General features: G+C 37.4%; 18 protein-coding genes. 9 read left to right on the top strand and 9 right to left on the bottom strand.

The features are described from left to right. Positions 1-168: 168 nt before the first annotated feature. Entirely contained in the window at positions 169-459 is a 291-nt protein-coding gene (locus IO68_RS21520; protein ID WP_023012888.1) for a hypothetical protein, read from the bottom strand. A 108-nt stretch (positions 460-567) separates the two neighbouring features. Here IO68_RS21520 and IO68_RS34115 point away from each other — a divergent pair, with 108 nt between their 5' ends. Next, positions 568-858 carry a hypothetical protein gene (locus IO68_RS34115; protein WP_081401462.1) on the top strand — a complete coding sequence of 97 codons (291 nt, stop codon included), beginning with the start codon at positions 568-570 and terminating at the stop codon, positions 856-858. A 19-nt stretch (positions 859-877) separates the two neighbouring features. Here the strand turns inward: IO68_RS34115 and IO68_RS21515 are convergent, their stop codons facing one another. Then, complete coding sequence (locus IO68_RS21515) at positions 878-1,858, bottom strand: ribonuclease Z (RefSeq protein WP_081401461.1); 981 nt, start codon at positions 1,856-1,858, stop codon at positions 878-880. 49 nt (positions 1,859-1,907) lie between these two features. Here IO68_RS21515 and rtcR point away from each other — a divergent pair, with 49 nt between their 5' ends. Continuing rightward, a complete protein-coding gene (gene rtcR / locus IO68_RS21510) occupies positions 1,908-3,509 on the top strand; it encodes an RNA repair transcriptional activator RtcR (RefSeq protein WP_023012886.1) in 1,602 nt (533 codons plus the stop codon). On the opposite strand, the gene IO68_RS21505 is transcribed toward rtcR, so the two are convergent. Both IO68_RS21505 and IO68_RS21500 read right to left on the bottom strand, forming a co-directional pair. Then, positions 3,510-4,580 carry a DUF2157 domain-containing protein gene (locus tag IO68_RS21505; RefSeq protein ID WP_007481952.1) on the bottom strand — a complete coding sequence of 357 codons (1,071 nt, stop codon included), beginning with the start codon at positions 4,578-4,580 and terminating at the stop codon, positions 3,510-3,512. An 89-nt stretch (positions 4,581-4,669) separates the two neighbouring features. Continuing rightward, the gene (locus IO68_RS21500) at positions 4,670-5,299 is read right to left on the bottom strand and encodes an alpha/beta hydrolase (protein ID WP_023012885.1); all 630 of its coding nucleotides are present in this window, start codon (positions 5,297-5,299) and stop codon (positions 4,670-4,672) included. 124 nt (positions 5,300-5,423) lie between these two features. On the opposite strand from IO68_RS21500, the gene yaaA reads away from it, so the two are divergent. Genes yaaA through IO68_RS21480 form a run of 4 tightly spaced genes read left to right on the top strand, consistent with a single transcriptional unit; the run spans position 5,424 to position 7,873 of the window. Beyond that, complete coding sequence (gene yaaA / locus IO68_RS21495) at positions 5,424-6,206, top strand: peroxide stress protein YaaA (protein ID WP_023012884.1); 783 nt, start codon at positions 5,424-5,426, stop codon at positions 6,204-6,206. Positions 6,207-6,224: 18 nt separating this feature from the next. Next, on the top strand, positions 6,225-6,488 hold the full coding sequence (locus IO68_RS21490) for a hypothetical protein (RefSeq protein ID WP_007481945.1): 264 nt from the start codon (positions 6,225-6,227) through the stop codon (positions 6,486-6,488). A gap of 10 nt (positions 6,489-6,498) precedes the next feature. Next, complete coding sequence (locus IO68_RS21485; protein WP_023012883.1) at positions 6,499-7,116, top strand: metal-dependent hydrolase; 618 nt, start codon at positions 6,499-6,501, stop codon at positions 7,114-7,116. Between the two features lie 19 nt (positions 7,117-7,135). Then, on the top strand, positions 7,136-7,873 hold the full coding sequence (locus IO68_RS21480; RefSeq protein ID WP_152514792.1) for a barstar family protein: 738 nt from the start codon (positions 7,136-7,138) through the stop codon (positions 7,871-7,873). 91 nt (positions 7,874-7,964) lie between these two features. Here IO68_RS21480 and IO68_RS21475 read toward each other — a convergent pair whose 3' ends face one another. The 5 genes from IO68_RS21475 to IO68_RS21455 form a co-directional block, all read right to left on the bottom strand. Then, complete coding sequence (locus IO68_RS21475; protein WP_004653899.1) at positions 7,965-8,750, bottom strand: thiazole synthase; 786 nt, start codon at positions 8,748-8,750, stop codon at positions 7,965-7,967. 23 nt (positions 8,751-8,773) lie between these two features. After that, positions 8,774-8,971, bottom strand: coding sequence for a sulfur carrier protein ThiS (gene thiS / locus IO68_RS21470; RefSeq protein ID WP_004879934.1), 198 nt, complete (start codon positions 8,969-8,971; stop codon positions 8,774-8,776). A gap of 10 nt (positions 8,972-8,981) precedes the next feature. Then, positions 8,982-9,347: a DUF423 domain-containing protein gene (locus tag IO68_RS21465; RefSeq protein ID WP_023012881.1), complete on the bottom strand. Its 366-nt coding sequence runs from the start codon at positions 9,345-9,347 to the stop codon at positions 8,982-8,984. 107 nt (positions 9,348-9,454) lie between these two features. After that, positions 9,455-10,324: an RNA polymerase sigma factor RpoH gene (rpoH, locus tag IO68_RS21460; protein WP_007481934.1), complete on the bottom strand. Its 870-nt coding sequence runs from the start codon at positions 10,322-10,324 to the stop codon at positions 9,455-9,457. Between the two features lie 131 nt (positions 10,325-10,455). Continuing rightward, complete coding sequence (locus IO68_RS21455; protein ID WP_004879926.1) at positions 10,456-10,695, bottom strand: sulfurtransferase TusA family protein; 240 nt, start codon at positions 10,693-10,695, stop codon at positions 10,456-10,458. 355 nt (positions 10,696-11,050) lie between these two features. Between IO68_RS21455 and IO68_RS21450 the strand changes: the two genes are divergently transcribed. From IO68_RS21450 to fba, 3 genes are all read left to right on the top strand, one after another. Continuing rightward, positions 11,051-11,263, top strand: a complete 213-nt coding sequence (locus tag IO68_RS21450) for a cold-shock protein (protein WP_000126912.1) — start codon at positions 11,051-11,053, stop codon at positions 11,261-11,263. 101 nt (positions 11,264-11,364) lie between these two features. Further along, entirely contained in the window at positions 11,365-12,516 is a 1,152-nt protein-coding gene (gene rhlB, locus IO68_RS21445) for an ATP-dependent RNA helicase RhlB (protein WP_004879923.1), read from the top strand. A gap of 204 nt (positions 12,517-12,720) precedes the next feature. Beyond that, the gene (gene fba / locus IO68_RS21440; RefSeq protein ID WP_004879920.1) at positions 12,721-13,758 is read left to right on the top strand and encodes a class II fructose-bisphosphate aldolase; all 1,038 of its coding nucleotides are present in this window, start codon (positions 12,721-12,723) and stop codon (positions 13,756-13,758) included. Positions 13,759-13,837 lie beyond the last annotated feature (79 nt).

The following is a 13,837-nucleotide window of genomic DNA, read 5'->3' as shown; positions in this document are numbered from 1 at the left end:
ATACTATTGCAGTGACTGTGCCAACTTTTTTAAAAATGTAGTAATTTTAATTTAATACATTGATATTTATTAATAAAATTTAATATTAAAATAACATTATTCATTTTGATAATTAAAATTTCAATAAATAGGATATAAAAATATATATTTTTTTATCTTAAATTCTATTTAATGGCCCGCTGCATTTTTACCTGTTCGAGCGAATTGTTGTTCTTTTTCAATTTTTAACCACAAAGTATTCTTAGGTGAAATGTGCGTTAGGAGTGATAAGCTGTGATTTCGATAGCTTAGAATTGCTTTCATTTTCTTTCGTTTACGATTTAAGGTCGATGGTTTTTCAAAATAGCCATATCCTTTTTTATACCAACGAGTAGCTCGTAGTTGATAATGCTTTTGATTGAGAAAATATAAAGCTTGATCAGTGTCTTGATCGTCTTGAAGATAGACTGTGATGGACATGCTTTGCGTTTTTTAGACTGACACCTGTCTTTTAAGAAAACGTTGTATAGGTCTTTGTATAAAGACATGTTATAACCATAGCAAAATAGAAATAAATTGCCAATTCCTATGGGTATTTTGCGTTATTTGCTCTCGATTCTTTTATTTATTACTGGGATATTTTGTCTTATACATTTTTTAGTAGACGATTTTAATTTTATATTTCTAGCGATAAGTTTGGTCTGTTTTCTGCTTGCTTATTGGGTAAAACCAAAACGAGAAAGCCATCGCCATCGAGATAATGGTTGGAATTGGCTAGATTTAATTGATTTTCCTGTAGAGATTATTTACTGGATCATCACTTTACCATTTCGCTTGTTACGAGGTCTGTTTGACTTTTTATCTCCAGACATCCCTTAATTAAAATGCCGTATCTCATTTATTTCGGATTTACTTTACTTAGTTGTCCTGTCGCATCTAACGTAAATTGATCAAAATCATCAGCTAAATAGAAATTGCCTTGATAATATTGATGGACTTCATCAGCAATCGCTTGCTGCCCAGCACAGTCTTGATGGCGTGGGCTAAAGTGTGTCAGGATCAGATTAATTAGACCTTGTTGTTGAGCAAATTCTGCAACGATCTTTGCGGAACTATGCATTGGGCCTGACCCAACTTTATCTAAAATAGCTTGCGTGTAGGTGCTTTCATGAATCAAGAGTTGGGCATCTTGGCAAGCTTGTGCCAATAAATCGGGATGATCATTGTCACCACCGACAATCGCGTGAACACGATGTCTGAGTGTCTGAATAAAATCAGCCGCTTTCAATGTTTGCTTGTTAAACTGAACGTCTAAGCCTTGCTGTAAATCGCCCCAAGCTTTGCCTTTTGCTACGCCGAGTTGAATTAAGGCTTGTGTATCTAACTTCTTCTGGGTGTATTGCGCAATAATACTAAATGCAAAACTGGGTACGCGATGACTGAGTCGATGGGATTGAATCGAAAGTTGATCAGTTATTTGCTGTATTTGAGTGGACTCTTTTACATCAGTGAAATTAAGTGGATAGGGTAAATGCAGATCGGTCAGCTGTGCGGTGACTTCAATCCATTGTTGAATTTCTTTGGGGGCGATAATGGTTAAAGGTGCGGTACGTGCATTCATACCTGCACTCGCCAATAAACCAATTAATCCATAACAGTGATCGCCATGGACATGGGTAATGCAAATGGCAACTAGGTTTTGTAATGAGAGTTTAGCTTGTTGAATGCGATGCTGTGTGCCTTCACCAGCATCGACCAATATCCAGTCTTTATTCTTGCTGTTGCGGATGGCTAAACCAGAAACGTTACGTGTCAGTGTGGGTACACCAGATGATGTGCCTAAAAAAGTAAAATGAAGCATCTTGTTGGCATTTTTCATCGAATTGCGTATTGTATATGATAGACATATATAAAATATTATAGAAATTATGCTGAATGCAAAGAAAACCGTTGTAATTGGTTTTGTTGGTTCTACTTTGGATCAAGGGAAACGTCCTGATCGTTGGCAGCGTTGGCGTCCAACGTTGAGTCTTCTAATGCATGAAGATCTGATCGTGGATGAACTGGTACTATTACATGATCGACAGCATCATAATTTAGTCAAATTTATTGCTCAAGATGCTCAGAGCGTGTCACCGTCTACTACGGTGTCGGGTCAGCGAGTAAGTATCCGAGATCCTTGGGATTTTGCTGAGGTTTATGGTGCGCTATATGACTTTGTGAAAAGTTATTCATTTGATACCGAAAAAAATAACTATCTTTTGCATATCACCACAGGCACGCATGTTGCTCAAATCTGTTGGTATCTCTTAGTTGATGCCAACTATTTACCTGCCAAACTAATTCAAAGTGCGCCAAATCAACAGAAAACGCCAGAAGGTGAATATCGCATCATTGATCTGGATTTATCTCGCTATGATGTTCTCAAACAGCGTTTTGAAGATGAACAACAACAAAACTGGCAAAGGTTGAAAGCCAATATTTCAACCTATAACCATGAGTTTAATCAGCTGATCACAGAAGTTGAGTTGGTTGCGACACGTTCCAGCGCGCCGATTTTGATTATGGGCGCAACAGGTGTAGGTAAATCCCATCTAGCCAAACAAATCTTTCAATTAAAGAAAGATAAGTTTCATTTAAGTGGGCGTTTTGTTGATGTGAACTGTGCGACGTTGCGTGGTGATAGTGCTATGTCGAGTCTATTTGGTCATATCAAAGGTGCGTTTACAGGGGCAGCAGCTTCACGGACAGGATTATTGAAAAGTGCCGATCAAGGTATCTTGTTTTTGGATGAAATTGGTGAGCTTGGACTAGATGAACAAGCGATGTTACTAAAAGCACTTGAGGATAAATCGTTCTTTCCTGTTGGGAGTGATAAAGAAGTTCAGGCGGATTTTCAGTTGATTGCAGGAACGAATAAAGACCTGAGAGCAGAGGTACAAGCAGGTCGTTTTCGTGAGGATTTATGGGCGAGACTAAACACATGGACTTTCTTTTTGCCGAACCTTAAAGATCGAATTGAAGATATTGCTCCAAATGTTGAGTTTGAATTACAACGTTTTGCTGCGAACCATCAAAGACAATTACGTTTTCAACGTGATGCACTTGATGTGTATTTAAAATTTGCTAAATCAAGAGAGGCTTCATGGCAGGGAAATTTCCGTGATTTAACCGCTAGTGTGACAAGATTGGCGACATTATCCAGTGGCGAGTTAATCCGCTCAGAAACGGTGGAAAAGGAAATTCAACGTTTGAAGCAGTTGTGGTCGATTCAAGTCACACAAAACCACTCTAAAGACGTAGATATTCTACTGAAATACTTAGATCAAACGCAGTTGAGCGAGATTGATGAGTTTGATCAAATTCAACTACGAGGAGTGCTTCAAGTCTGTGAAAATTCCAAGTCGATGGCAGATGCTGGACGTCAACTGTTTGCTGCTTCACGCCAGCAACGTAATACCACCAATGATAGTGACCGAGTCAAAAAGTATTTGGCTCGGTTTGGTTTAAATTGGAGTGATTTTCAATAGTTATTCAACAGGATGATTTCTTTTGTTCTGAGATTGGCTCGATAGAAACTCTAAATTCCATAGTTTTTCAGCATGTCGACCAATCCACCAGAACGAGGCTGCGAGCACAATAAAGAAAATTGCTTTATGCATTCCATTCCAGAAAAACTCAAAATATTTGGTATAAAGATTTAGAAATAAAAAGGTAATGCCAAAGCCACGAGATGTTGCATCATCATGTTTTAAACCATATACGATTGCAATAATCGCAATAAAACCAAATAAGATGCCCCAGTGTAAGAGTTCATATTGTTTAACACTGTACCAACTATTCAAGTCGCCATAATTTCCAAAGATTGACAGAATCCATAATGCAATAAATAAATACAGTAATCCCATCACGTAAGTTGAGTGTGCAAAGTTTTTAAAGTAAGTATATCTTTTAAACAGTAAACTCAAGCCAATCAGTACTATGCCGAACATGACGAAGCGTAAAGGAAAATTCATGCCTAGATAGTATGCGCCCCAACCTGACATATAGCCTGTCTCTGCACCGAACCATGAACCTAAGGAGAGAAGTGAAAAGACCCAAATGAGTTTGGATGGAAACCAAAATGCGAGCGCAGCATAAATGACAGTGGAGAGTAAAAATAATAAAGAAAAATGCCCGCTGCCCGTGTCGATTGCTTGTCCAAAATAAGCAACAGAAGCTGCAGTGGAAATTACGCCAGCAAAAATAATGGCCTCATTACTAAATTGATGTAATGGTTTTGTTTTGCGTCGACGATAGGCAAAAGCATAAAAACCAGTTGCCACGCCAGCAAAAATCAGACATGGGATGATCTTTGAGTCAACGAATATTCTCGCAATCAAATCTAATAAGAATTTATCGGCAGTGATTGCAGCAATTGCTATGACTGCACAGATCATTGAAATCCAAAAAGAATATTTAGCTAGCCGTTCCCAATCAAAGGAGCGAACAGAAAAGCTATTTTGTAAATCCTTTGCAACATCAGGGGTGATCGTACCTTGTTGTTGCCAATACTCAATGGTTTGCTTTAAAAAAAGTCCCTGTTTTTTATTTAACTTCATATAGAACCCTAATGCCTATTCATCTTTACTGATATAACAGACATCGGATTCAAAACAAGTATACTTTTTTTAATAATTTGTTGTTAATTCTACAGTTTTAAAAAGCGAGAAATAACTTGTCTTAATTGCTTTAAATAACCCGTAAAGAAGTGGTTAGCACCTGGCAGAATAGTAATTGGATGCTTTTGTGGTTTTGCCCAAGCGATCATGTCTGAAAGCAACGTAATATCATCTTGTTCACCATGAACAAATAGAATATCTCCGTCAATTGCTGGCGTTTTATAGTGACGTAGGTCTACGACTGAACCTGTTGGTAATCCACATAGAATCATTTGTTTTGGGCGTAAGTCTTCACTCAACTGGGCTTGGCATTTCGCTAAAACATGAGAACCAAAGCTGAAACCACCTGCGTAGAATGTTAAGCCTGCATGCTTTGAACGTGCGTATTCAATGACAGTCATAATATCATCAGTTTCGCCGTGTCCTTGGTCATGCGTGCCTTCACTACCTGATAGACCGCGAAAACTAGGGCGATAAACAACGCAGCCCATTTCATTAAATATCTGAGCCAATAGGACGGGAACTTTGTGGTGAGGTGTTCCACCTTGTAAAGGATGAGGGTGGCAGACGACAGCAAAGCCAGTAATTTCACCTTTGGGTTGATCTACAAACATTTCGATTTGACCAACAGGACCTTGGATGAAGATTTGCTCAGACATAAGATAAATAATGAATAATGGAAGAATCCACTATTTTACCGATAATGATCAATGAAAACACGAATTGGCATTAAAAATTATCAACTGTTATAGTTTCACTAAGATAAATTGATATTGATTGAATATGCTTGCTTTAATTTCTCCAGCGAAAACACTAGATTATGAAACTGCTTTACCGACAGACACATACACACAGCCTCGTTTATTAGAACAATCACAACAATTGATAGATGTATGTCGTAAGTTATCTGCAACCGAAATTGCCTCTTTGATGAGTGTAAGTGAGAAAATTGCCAACTTAAATGTTGATCGTTTTCGTGACTGGAATGCGGATTTTGATTTTTCTAATGCACGCCAAGCTTTGTTTGCATTTAAGGGTGATGTGTATACAGGTTTAGATGCATATCATTTAAAAGATCAAGACATTGATTTTGCCCAACAGCATTTGCGTATGTTATCTGGTCTTTATGGTTTGTTGCGTCCATTGGATTTGATGATGCCGTATCGTTTAGAAATGGGCACTAAATTAAAAAATGCACGAGGTCATAATTTATATGAATTTTGGGGAAATATGATCACGGATCAAATTAACCAAGATTTGAATGAAATTGATGCGAAAGTATTGGTAAATTTAGCTTCTGACGAATATTATAAATCTGTGAATGAAAAGAAAATTCAGGCAGAAATTATTAAACCTGTATTCTTAGATCAAAAAAATGGAAAATATAAAGTCATTAGTTTCTATGCGAAAAAAGCGCGTGGCTTAATGGCAAGATATTTGATTGAAAACAAATTGAATCAAGCAGAACAATTAAAAGCGTTTGATAGTGAAGGTTATTACTTTGATGCCGAAAGTTCTTCAAATAAAGAATTGGTATTTAAAAGGGATGAGCAACACGCATCTTAAAAAAAGGGGAAAGGTGAGATGTTAACTAAAGAACATTTATTAAAACATGCAATCTCACCAGATCAAGTCACTATCAAAGGGCATCTGACTGAACCACGTAGTTATGGTGTTTATGCCTTACCTTTAGATGCTGATGGAACAAGACGTTTTCGTTTTGGAAATCACCCAGTACGTCAACAGGAACTTAAACATGAGTTTGGTTCCTGTAAGCTTTATCAATTATTTCTTGATCGAAAACAAGCAGAAACTTTAGCGAAGTGGTTGAATAAAGAAATTCAGTGATGGAGCTATCATGCAACAATATTTAGCGATCCTAGAAAACTCATGGTTCGATTTACATCGACATTATCAATTTTCTGAACCGAGAAAAGTTTTTAATAAATTAATAGTTGCTTATAGTGAAAAGCATCGCGCTTACCATACAATTCAGCATTTATATGAATGTCTGGTTCTAGTTGACTCGATTCGAGCTGATTTAAATGATGCACATGCTGTTGCATTGGCACTCTGGTTCCATGATGTAGTTTATGATCCGCAAGCCAAAGATAATGAGTTAAAAAGTGCTGAATTATTTGAGCAATATTTGGCTCAAGATTTATCAGCAGATGATGTTCAAAAGATAAAGCGATGGATTATTGCCACACAAAAGCATGAGGTAACAGATGAGCTAGATTTACAGTTTTTACTGGATATTGATTTGGCGATTCTAGCTGCTTCACCAGAGCGTTTCGATGAATATGAACAGCAAATTCAACAGGAGTATGCTTGGGTAGATCCAGATGTTTATTCGATTAAAAGAAAACAAGTTTTAGCGCATTTTTATCAGGCTGAACCTCTGTATCAAACGGAATACTTTCAACAGAACTTTGAGCAGAGAGCTATAATAAATCTTGCTGTCTTTAAATTATGAAATAGTGGATGATATAATTGTGTTGAATTTTAAAGTTAATATTTTTAACCTTTCACCAGGAGATCTAGAAAGAAATAATAATTTTTTATCAGTTGATGCGTTTAATTATGTAGTTGTGAATAATAATGCTGTAGATGTTTTTTTAACTGAAAAAATACAGTTGAGAGTATCTAATTTTAAAACAACTGACAGTATGGAGTTGGAGTTTGTTTTTTATAAAAATAATGCTGACTTCTTAAAGTATTCTATTTTTCCTGTCTTTTTTGAAATTTCTAAGGATCAGAGCGTGATTCATTTGGTCAGTAATTTTAAAAATGATGATTTTATTTCACTAGATTTTCTTAAAGAGGTCGTACTTTTATTCTGTGAAAATAGAATAGATCGTCAATATTGGTTTAGTTTAAGTAAAAGTAAAAAAATCGCATATTTAAGGGTGGGTTATTACCATATAGCCACCAGACCTGAAAGTGTGATGGAATTGAGTGAGCAAGTTGAGCTGGATGGTAAATATATTATTTCAAAGCAGGATTTTTTGTGCCATTTAGGAGAGGAGGTTAATGGTATTTTGGGATATTTTGGAGGCTGCTTTGATTCTTTAAGTGATGCCCTAACTGGTGGCTTAAATGAATTAAAAGGTGTTTTGAGGATTAAATGGATAAATTTCTCATTTTCAAAAGAATATTTCGATGATAAAAATGATCTTGAGGTGCTTTTAGAGATACTAAGTCAATATTCTAAATTACAATTAATTGATTAAAAATATTATAGAATCTAGTAGAAATTAATTGAAGAAGAAATATGGGGAGCTTTATTTAAAGTAATCACTCCCACTACTATTTTTTAATAGATTATTTAAAGAAATACCCAGTCTCAGGCGAGCTTGCATTCGCCATACGCTTACGCGGCATACGACCTGCTAAAAACGCTTCACGACCTGCTTCAACTGCTTTTTTCATCGCAGAAGCCATCAAAATTGGATTTTGCGCAGCCGCAATCGCTGTATTCATCAATACGCCATCGCAACCGAGTTCCATTGCAATCGCAGCATCACTCGCAGTACCAACACCTGCATCCACTAAAACAGGGACTTTAGCATTTTCTTTGATGATGGAGATGGTGTGAGGATTCAAAATGCCGAGGCCAGAACCAATTAAACTACCTAAAGGCATGATGGCAACACAGCCCATGCTTTCAAGTTCTTGCGCAACAATCGGATCATCCGATGTGTAGACCATGATCTCAAAACCATCATCAATCAGGGTCTGCGCGGCTTTCAGTGTTGCAGTGACATTTGGGTATAAAGTTTTTTCATCACCGAGTACTTCTAGCTTTACCAGATTGTGACCATCAAGCAACTCACGAGCCAGCATACAGGTGCGAATCGCGCTATCTGCATCAAAACAGCCAGCAGTATTCGGCAAAATTGTATATTTCTCTGGTGGAATCACTGAAAGTAAATTTGGTTGATCGGCATGCTGACCAATGTTTACGCGACGAATTGCAACGGTCACAATTTCAGCGCCACTGGCTTGAATCGCTAAATCAGTTTCATTGAGATCTTTATATTTGCCTGTCCCAACCAACAAACGTGATTGAAAAGTTCGTGAACCAACAATTAAAGGGGAATCTTGCATGGGCTTACTCCATTTTTAGCCGATTAGCCGCCACCAACAGCTTGAATAATTTCAATACGATCTTCAGGAGCAATTGCAGTTTGCTCAAGTCTACTTTTCGGAATAATCTGTTGGTTCTTCTCTACAGCAAAGCGTTTTCCTTCTAAAGCTAGTGCTTGAATGAGTTGCTGAAGGTTTTCGCAAGGCGTGTCTGTTGACTCACCATTTAAATAGATATGCATGAATCAATCCTTATTTCGCATGCTTGATTGCCTGCCATGCAAGCATTACCCATCCTGCAATCATAAATGCACCACCAATTGGCGTAATTGCACCTAAGATTCTAGGTAGGCCAAGTGCCATAATGTATAACGAACCGCAGAAAAAAATGATGCCAATTTGGATCAAAATAAAAGGGATTTTTATAGGAAAACCAGGAGAGGTGCTTTTTAACACGCTTAAAATAAGTAAACCAATTGCGTGATAGAAAAAATACTGTGTTGCTGTACTCCACCAAGCAAGCTGCTCAGGTGTGGCAAAAGATTTAAGTCCATGAGCACCAAAAGCACCTAACATAACTGCAAGTGCAAGATTAAGCGCAGAAATTGCTATCCACATAATGAAAATGGAACTTGAAAATTGATGAACAAAGTTAACATATTCGAAGCTTTTAACAAAGCTTGATAAAACAAAAGGGCGTTGTCGCCCTTATGTTTGTCTTGATTTTAACTTGCAGACATCGCAGTTTTGATTTTTTCCATTGCATTTTTTTCAAGTTGGCGAATACGTTCAGCAGAAACGTTATATTCAGCAGCAAGTTCATGCAGGGTTGATTTGTCATCATCTAACCAGCGGCGTTGTAAAATATTACGTGAACGATCATCAAGTTGATCCATTGCTTCGTGTAAGGCAGAAGTACTTTGTGCTTCATAATCTTCTTCTTCAACTAAACGCGCAGGATCGTAACGATTATCCTCTAGATACAATGCTGGAGCAGTATGTGGGGTATCGTCATCGTCATCGCCTTGAGCTTCAAAAGCAGCATCATAAGCAGTTAGACGACCCTCCATCTCAAGTACTTGTTCTGGAGTCACATTCAAATCATTAGCAATCGCTTGAGCTTCTTCCAGCGTTAGGCGTTTGCTTGATTTTTTAAGACTGCGTAAGTTAAAGAATAATTTACGTTGCGCTTTAGTGGTTGCAATTTTGACAATACGCCAGTTACGAATCACATATTCATGAATTTCAGCTTTAATCCAGTGAACCGCAAAAGAAACTAAGCGCACACCCATATTTGGATCGAAGCGTTTAACGGCTTTCATTAAGCCAAGGTTGCCTTCTTGAATTAAATCGCCTTGAGGTAGGCCGTAACCCGCATAACTACGTGCAATATGTACAACAAAGCGTAAATGAGACATTACCAATAATTTGGCAGCATCTAAGTCTTGATCATAATAATAACGTTCAGCAAGCTCTTTTTCTTGCTCGGCAGTTAAAATTGGAATTTGATTGACAGTACTGATATATGCACCGAGATTTACACCTGGCGCAGACAATGACAGGGGCATCAATTGATTGCTGCTGTCAGTAGTCATGGATTCTCCTTATAGGATGGTATTTAAGTCAACAATTTCATCTTAATGTGAATGTTCTTCATCACTAAGGAAATTTGAGTATAGAAATGTAAATTTATCTATCTAGTCTTTACCAAGAGTTTAGCAAAGAATCACATAGATTCAATTAAATAGTGAAATTCATTCTCTGAAATTTTTTGAGGCTGGCATTGAAGTTGCTGAATTTGGCAATATCGTGTTACATCAATTTCACTATGTGGATCAGATGATTTCAATAAATATTGTCTAGGTGCATTAGCTTTTTTCAAAGCACGTTTCAGCATCAATAATGGCATAGGGCATGGTTGTCCCATTGCATCAATGATTTCAGGTGAATGAGATGTATCTGACATAATAATTCGTGAAGCTTAATTCAAAATTATCTTAACAAAATTTTTTGTAATTTTAGAGAGAAAAATTACAGCAAAAAAACAGCTAAATTATTGAAAAAAACAGATAGAAATATTTGAAATAGTCTAAATAAATCTATTAATTGTCATAAACCCATGTTAAGCTCGATGCGTTTTAGGATGTGTTTGATATAATTTATTGTAATAAACCCTATAACAAATGGATGTAACCGGAAATTGTTGATAGTTTTACAGAATGATTACAAGCTTTAAAATTATAAAAAATTTTAAAACCTTGTTGGCTCTGCTGTTTGCAACACCGGAAGGTCCTTATCTTTCAATATCTGAGGATTGACTTATGACAGCTCGTGAACAAGGCGTAGTAAAGTGGTTTAACGACACTAAAGGCTTTGGTTTTATTCAGCGTAATGGTGGTGATGACGTATTTGTTCATTTCCGTGCAATCGTTGGTGATGGTCACCGTTCATTACGTGACGGCCAACGCGTTGAATTCAGCGTAGTTCAAGGACAAAAAGGTTTCCAAGCTGAAAACGTTCAGCCTTTAGACTAATTTGTTGCCTTAACGCAATATAAAAACGCTCCAATGTTATTTGGGGCGTTTTTGTTTATAATAGCCACTTTCTTTTGGTCATTGATGGTTCGAGAGCATATATGACATCTGGTTTTGAAACCTTAAATTTACATCCGCAGTTGAAGAAAGCAATCGATGCTTTGGGTTTTACGAAAATGACCCCGATTCAACAAAAGGTTTTAAAATATACATTAGCAGGGCATGATGCTATTGGTCGAGCACAAACAGGTACAGGTAAAACTGCAGCCTTTTTAATTAGTGTGATCAATGATTTATTGAATAACCCAGTTCAAGATCAGCGCTTCCGTGGAGAGCCGCGTGCTTTAATTTTAGCGCCAACCCGTGAATTGGCACTACAAATTGAAAGTGATGCAAAAGCATTAACCAAATTTTCAGACTTACATCTCGTAACATTGTTAGGTGGTGTAGATTTTGATAAACAAAAGAAAATGTTAGATCGTAACTTTGTTGACATTATAGTGGCGACACCGGGGCGTCTAATTGATTTCGTTGAGCAAAAAGAAGTTTGGTTGGATCGAATTGAATTTTTGGTGATTGATGAAGCTGACCGATTGCTTGATATGGGTTTTATTCCGTCAGTAAAACGAATCGTTCGTTATTCGCCATTTAAAGAGCAACGTCAAACTTTAATGTTCTCAGCAACATTTAGCTATGATGTTTTGAATCTTGCGCGTCAATGGTTATTTGAGCCTGTGACGGTGGAAATTGAGCCTGAACAGAAAACTAATAACGATGTTGAGCAGCGTGTGTATGTTGTAGAAAATAAAGATAAATACAAACTACTACAAGAAATTTTGAAAGATGAGCCGATTGATAAGGTGATGATTTTTGCGAATCGTCGTGATCAAGTACGTCGTCTTTATGATCATTTGAAACGTGATGGTTATAAAGTTGGTATGTTGTCAGGTGAAATTGCGCAAGACAAGCGCCTAAAAATGCTCGATCAATTTAAGCAGGGTAAAAATAATATTATGATTGCAACTGATGTTGCGGGTCGTGGTATTCATGTTGATGGTGTATCGCACGTCATTAATTTTACGTTGCCTGAACAGTCTGATGATTATGTACATCGTATTGGCCGTACTGGTCGTGCAGGTGCGCAAGGTGTAAGTATTAGCTTCTTGTCAGAAGATGATGCATTTTATTTGCCAGAGATTGAAAAGGCGATTGGTAAGAAATTACCTCTAACACGTTTGGAAGGTTATTGTTAAGTTAAGCAAAATCTATCATTTGACTTTATAGAAGCATTTATAAAAAGATCAAATCAGGGCATGATTTGATCTTTTTTATTTTTAAATACAATTTAGTACTCAAATTACACAAAAGATTGAGGATTTTTTTTGATTTACTGTGATTAGTTGCTGAATTGAAATAAATCAACATGTAGAATATGGCGCATTACCTGGGAGGATATTATGGCACTCATCTCAATGCGCCAGCTCTTGGATCACGCTGCAGAACATAACTACGGCGTACCAGCGTTTAACGTAAACAACTTAGAACAAATGCGCGCAATTATGCTCGCGGCAGATGCAACTAATTCACCTGTAATCGTACAAGCATCAGCAGGTGCGCGTAAATATGCGGGTGCACCTTTCTTACGTCATCTTATTCTAGCTGCAATTGAAGAATGGCCACATATTCCAGTGGTAATGCACCAAGATCATGGCACAAGTCCTGATGTGTGCCAGCGTTCTATCCAATTAGGTTTCAGCTCAGTGATGATGGATGGTTCATTAGGTGCTGATGGTAAAACACCAACTTCATATGACTATAATGTTGATGTAACACGTCGTGTTGTTGCGATGGCACATGCTTGTGGTGTGTCTGTTGAAGGTGAGATCGGTTGCTTAGGTAGCCTCGAAACTGGTATGGCTGGCGAAGAAGATGGTGTTGGTGCAGAAGGTGTGCTAGACCATTCTCAGTTGTTAACTTCTGTAGAAGAAGCAACTCAGTTCGTAGCTGATACAAACGTTGATGCTTTGGCGATTGCTGTGGGAACATCTCATGGTGCATACAAGTTTACTCGTCCACCTACAGGCGATATCTTGGCAATTGATCGTATTAAAGAAATTCACGCCGCATTGCCAAATACGCATCTTGTAATGCATGGTTCAAGCTCTGTACCACAAGAATGGTTAGCGATTATTAACCAATATGGTGGCGATATTAAAGAAACTTACGGTGTGCCTGTAGATCAGCTTGTAGAAGCGATTAAACACGGTGTGCGTAAGATTAATATTGACACTGATTTACGTTTGGCATCTACAGGTGCAATGCGTCGTATGATGTCTGAAAAACCAAGTGAATTTGATCCACGTAAATTCTTTGGTGAAACAGTTGAAGCAATGAAAGATATCTGTGTTGCTCGTTACGAAGCATTTGGTACGGCTGGTAATGCAGATAAGATTCGCCCAATCTCTTTAGAGAAAATGGTTGATCGTTACAAATAATCATTTTGTAATGCAAAAATAGCGGCAATTGCCGCTATTTTTATTCTTAGAGGTGAATAAGCCAGCAAATTGCTGGCTT

Origin of the sequence: Acinetobacter sp. COS3, assembly GCF_000475335.1 — a bacterium.
Classification (GTDB): domain Bacteria; phylum Pseudomonadota; class Gammaproteobacteria; order Pseudomonadales; family Moraxellaceae; genus Acinetobacter; species Acinetobacter venetianus.
This window is presented reverse-complemented; position numbering and strand designations above follow the sequence as displayed.

Excerpts from the sequence above, each read along its gene's own strand:
- IO68_RS21520 (WP_023012888.1), bottom strand. The coding sequence starts at position 459 with ATGTCCATCACAGTCTATCTTCAAGACGATCAAGACACTGATCAAGCT.
- IO68_RS34115 (WP_081401462.1), top strand. The coding sequence starts at position 568 with ATGGGTATTTTGCGTTATTTGCTCTCGATTCTTTTATTTATTACTGGG.
- IO68_RS21515 (WP_081401461.1), bottom strand. The coding sequence starts at position 1,858 with ATGAAAAATGCCAACAAGATGCTTCATTTTACTTTTTTAGGCACATCA.
- rtcR (WP_023012886.1), top strand. The coding sequence starts at position 1,908 with ATGCTGAATGCAAAGAAAACCGTTGTAATTGGTTTTGTTGGTTCTACT.
- IO68_RS21505 (WP_007481952.1), bottom strand. The coding sequence starts at position 4,580 with ATGAAGTTAAATAAAAAACAGGGACTTTTTTTAAAGCAAACCATTGAG.
- IO68_RS21500 (WP_023012885.1), bottom strand. The coding sequence starts at position 5,299 with ATGTCTGAGCAAATCTTCATCCAAGGTCCTGTTGGTCAAATCGAAATG.
- yaaA (WP_023012884.1), top strand. The coding sequence starts at position 5,424 with ATGCTTGCTTTAATTTCTCCAGCGAAAACACTAGATTATGAAACTGCT.
- IO68_RS21490 (WP_007481945.1), top strand. The coding sequence starts at position 6,225 with ATGTTAACTAAAGAACATTTATTAAAACATGCAATCTCACCAGATCAA.
- IO68_RS21485 (WP_023012883.1), top strand. The coding sequence starts at position 6,499 with ATGCAACAATATTTAGCGATCCTAGAAAACTCATGGTTCGATTTACAT.
- IO68_RS21475 (WP_004653899.1), bottom strand. The coding sequence starts at position 8,750 with ATGCAAGATTCCCCTTTAATTGTTGGTTCACGAACTTTTCAATCACGT.
- thiS (WP_004879934.1), bottom strand. The coding sequence starts at position 8,971 with ATGCATATCTATTTAAATGGTGAGTCAACAGACACGCCTTGCGAAAAC.
- IO68_RS21465 (WP_023012881.1), bottom strand. The coding sequence starts at position 9,347 with ATGTGGATAGCAATTTCTGCGCTTAATCTTGCACTTGCAGTTATGTTA.
- rpoH (WP_007481934.1), bottom strand. The coding sequence starts at position 10,324 with ATGACTACTGACAGCAGCAATCAATTGATGCCCCTGTCATTGTCTGCG.
- IO68_RS21455 (WP_004879926.1), bottom strand. The coding sequence starts at position 10,695 with ATGTCAGATACATCTCATTCACCTGAAATCATTGATGCAATGGGACAA.
- IO68_RS21450 (WP_000126912.1), top strand. The coding sequence starts at position 11,051 with ATGACAGCTCGTGAACAAGGCGTAGTAAAGTGGTTTAACGACACTAAA.
- rhlB (WP_004879923.1), top strand. The coding sequence starts at position 11,365 with ATGACATCTGGTTTTGAAACCTTAAATTTACATCCGCAGTTGAAGAAA.
- fba (WP_004879920.1), top strand. The coding sequence starts at position 12,721 with ATGGCACTCATCTCAATGCGCCAGCTCTTGGATCACGCTGCAGAACAT.